We start from the raw sequence: 3,753 nt of genomic DNA on the forward strand, positions 1-3,753 counted from the left end.
GGGTGGGGCCGGCCGGGCTCAGGATGTCGCGGTTGCCGTTGCCGGACATGGCGGATACCAGCCCCGCCTTTTCCATATCCTCGAGCAGCCGCGCGGCGCGGTTGTAGCCGATGCGCAGGTGTCGCTGCACCAGGGAAATCGATGCGCGGCGGTTCTTCAGGACCACCTCGACGGCCTGGTCGTAGAGTGGATCGGCCTCGCCGCCACCGCCACCGATGCCGGCGCCACCGCCCATGCCGTCGCTGCCCATGTCGCCCTCGGCCACGCCGCCTTCGAGGATGCCCTCGATATAGTTGGTCTCGCCGCCTTCCTTGAGTTTCTCGACCACGCGGTGCACTTCGTCATCGGAGACGAAGGCACCGTGGACGCGGATCGGCAGGCCGGTGCCAGGCGCCAGGTAGAGCATGTCGCCCATGCCCAGCAGCGCCTCCGCGCCCTGCTGGTCGAGGATGGTGCGCGAATCGATCTTGCTGCTGACCTGGAAGGCGATGCGGGTCGGCACATTGGCCTTGATCAAGCCGGTAATGACGTCGACCGACGGCCGCTGCGTGGCCAGCACCAGGTGGATGCCGGCGGCGCGCGCCTTCTGCGCGATGCGCGCGATCAGCTCTTCCACCTTCTTGCCCACCACCATCATCAGGTCGGCCAGCTCGTCGATGACGATCACGATCATCGGCACCTTCTCGAGCGGCTCGGGCGCGTCCGGGGTCAGGCTGAAGGGGTTGGGTATCTTCTCCTCGCGCGCGGCGGCTTCGTCGATCTTCTTGTTGTAGCCGGCCAGGTTGCGCACACCCAGCTTGCTCATCAGCTTGTAGCGCCGCTCCATCTCGCCGACCGCCCAGTTCAGGGCGTTGCCGGCCTGGCGCATATCGGTCACCACCGGGCACAGCAGGTGCGGGATGCCTTCGTAGACGCTCATCTCGAGCATCTTGGGATCGATCAGGATCAGCCGCACCTGTTCGGCCTTGGCCTTGTACAGCAGCGACAGGATCATGGCGTTGATGCCCACCGACTTGCCGGAACCGGTGGTGCCGGCCACCATGCAGTGCGGCATCTTGGCGAGATCCGCCACCATCGGCTTGCCGGCGATGTCCTTGCCCAGCGCCATGGTGAGGCTGGACGCGCTCTCGTTGTAGACCTGCGAGCCGAGGATTTCCGACAGCCGCACCGTCTGGCGCTTGGGATTGGGCAGTTCCAGCCCCATGTAGACCTTGCCCGGAATGGTTTCCACCACGCGGATGGAGACCAGCGACAGGGACCGCGCCAGGTCGCGCGCCAGGTTGACCACCTGGCTGCCCTTGACGCCGGTGGCCGGCTCGATTTCGTAGCGGGTGATGACCGGGCCCGGATAGGCCGCCACCACCTTGACCTCGACACCGAAGTCCTTGAGTTTCTTCTCGATCAGGCGCGAGGTGAATTCCAGGGTTTCCGCGCTGACGGTTTCCTGGTGCGCCGGAATCGGGTCCAGCAGCGCCAGCGGCGGCAGGTCGGAATCCTGGATATCGGCGAACAGCGGCTGCTGCTTCTCGCGCTCCACCCGCTCGTGCTTGGGCACGGCCTGGGGCCGCACGATCTGCACCGGCGCCGCCTCCTCGATCTTGACCCGCTGCACTTCCACGGTTTCGGTGCGCACCACCTTGGCTGCCTCGCCGATGATGCGGTCCTGCTTGCTCTCGCGGCGCGCCTTGAAACCGAGGAAGAGGTTCTCGACGAAACCGCCCACGTGCTCGGCCACCGACAGCCAGGAGAAGTGGAAGAACAGCGACAGGCCGATCGCCAGGGTCAGCAGCAGCAGCAAGGTGGCGCCGGTGAAACCCAGCGCCATCTGCATCCACCCGCCCAGCAGGTCGCCCAGCACGCCGCCGGGAGCGCGCGGCAGCGCCGAGCGCAGCGGATACATGCGGATGGCTTCCAGGCCCATGCTGGCAGTCAGCGACAGGCCGAAGCCGATCCAGCTCACCACCAGCCCCTGGCGCGCCTCGCTGGTACGTTCGGGCAGTTCGGCGGTCAGTGCGCGCCAGCCGCGCCAGCAGCGCCGCACCAGCAGCACCGCCCACCAGTAGGCGGAAAAGCCGAAGATGAAGAACAGCACGTCGGCCAGCCAGGCGCCGACGCGGCCGCCCAGGTTGTGGATGTCGGCCACCTGGTTGGCGTGCGACCAGCCGGGGTCCGCCTTGCTGTAGCTGGCCAGGATGCAGAGGAAGGCCAGTGTGACAGCCAGCAACAGGAACCAGCGCACCTCGCCCAGCAGCTTGCCGATGCGGGAGGGCAAGGCGGAAGGATCGGTACGTGTTGTGGTAGAAGCTCGGGCCATGCCTGGTCGGGGTCGCGGTCTGGGGTTGTAGTGCCGGTCATTTTAACCTTGGGCGGGGCTATCGCTCCCATTGGAATTTGCAACAGTGAGCAAACGCCGGTCCACTTATAATGCTGGTTTCGATTCACGCTAGTGCGCATCAAGGCGCACCAGCCACAGGAAAGCATCATGGCCAAACACGCAAAAGTGCTGATTCTCGGTTCCGGCCCCGCCGGCTATACCGCCGCCGTCTACGCGGCCCGCGCCAACCTCCAGCCGGTGCTGATCACCGGCCTGGCCCAGGGTGGCCAGCTGATGACCACCACCGACGTGGAGAACTGGCCAGCCGATGCCAACGGCGTGCAGGGCCCTGAACTGATGCAGCGTTTCCTGGAGCATGCCGAGCGCTTCAACACCGAAATCATCTTCGATCACATCCATACCGCCAAGCTGACCGAGCGCCCGATCCGCCTGGTCGGCGATGCCGGCGAGTACACCTGCGACTCGCTGATCATCGCCACCGGCGCCTCGGCCCAGTACCTCGGCCTGCCGTCGGAAGAACTGTTCATGGGCCGCGGCGTGTCGGCCTGCGCCACCTGCGACGGTTTCTTCTACAAGAACCAGGAAGTGGCGGTGGTCGGCGGCGGCAATACCGCGGTGGAAGAAGCACTCTACCTGTCGCATATCGCCAGCAAGGTCACCCTGATCCACCGCCGCGACAAGTTCCGCGCCGAACCGATCCTGGTCGACCGCCTGCTCCAGCGCGTGAAGGAAGGGCGCATCGAAATCCGCTACAACACCGTGCTGGACGAGGTGGTGGGCGACGATTCGGGCGTGACCGGCATCAAGGTGCGCGATGCCCAGGGCGACAAGGCCGAAGAAATCAAGCTGGCGGGCGTGTTCATCGCCATCGGCCACAAGCCCAATACCGACCTGTTCGCCGGCCAGCTCGATATGCACAACGGTTATATCGTGACCAAGACCGGCCTGGCCGGCGATGCCACCGCCACCAGCATTCCGGGCGTGTTCGCCGCCGGCGACGTGCAGGACCACATCTACCGCCAGGCCATCACCAGCGCCGGCACCGGCTGCATGGCGGCACTGGATGCGCAGCGCTTTGTGGAGGCGCTGCAGTAAGGCAATGGCGCGGCAAGGGTCGGGCCACGCCCTTCCCGCACGCGGCCCGATGCCGGTGATGCTGCGCAACAGCATCGCCGGCGCTGGCAGGGCACCGCCCCGGTGCCTGGCATGATGCCACGCAAACTATCCGGGCCGCGCCCGCGGTACCCCTCCCCTGCGCCCCACCCTATAATCACGCCGAGCACCCCAGAGACGAGACCCTCATGACGCACGGCGCCAAAAAGCCCGCCAGCCCGCCCAAGCGCTTCGGCCTGACCGACCTGTCCGGCCTGCGCGACTCCCTCAAGGCCGATACCGAGCGGCGCGAAGCCGAACGCCGC

General features: G+C 66.4%; 2 protein-coding genes and 1 pseudogene. 2 read left to right on the top strand and 1 reads right to left on the bottom strand.

Features of this window, described 5'->3' with window-relative positions; translation table 11 throughout:
- The coding region (locus P3W85_RS35575; RefSeq protein WP_276268215.1) for a DNA translocase FtsK at positions 1 to 2,314 on the bottom strand (2,314 nt) is incomplete at its 3' end.
- A gap of 168 nt (positions 2,315 to 2,482) precedes the next feature.
- On the opposite strand from P3W85_RS35575, the gene trxB reads away from it, so the two are divergent.
- Both trxB and P3W85_RS35585 read left to right on the top strand, forming a co-directional pair.
- Positions 2,483 to 3,430, top strand: a complete 948-nt coding sequence (trxB, locus tag P3W85_RS35580) for a thioredoxin-disulfide reductase (protein ID WP_017228483.1) — start codon at positions 2,483 to 2,485, stop codon at positions 3,428 to 3,430.
- A gap of 206 nt (positions 3,431 to 3,636) precedes the next feature.
- A pseudogene (locus tag P3W85_RS35585) lies at positions 3,637 to 3,753 on the top strand (Smr/MutS family protein); the annotation flags it as partial.

It is taken from the genome of Cupriavidus basilensis, from assembly GCF_029335485.1.
GTDB lineage: Bacteria > Pseudomonadota > Gammaproteobacteria > Burkholderiales > Burkholderiaceae > Cupriavidus > Cupriavidus basilensis_E.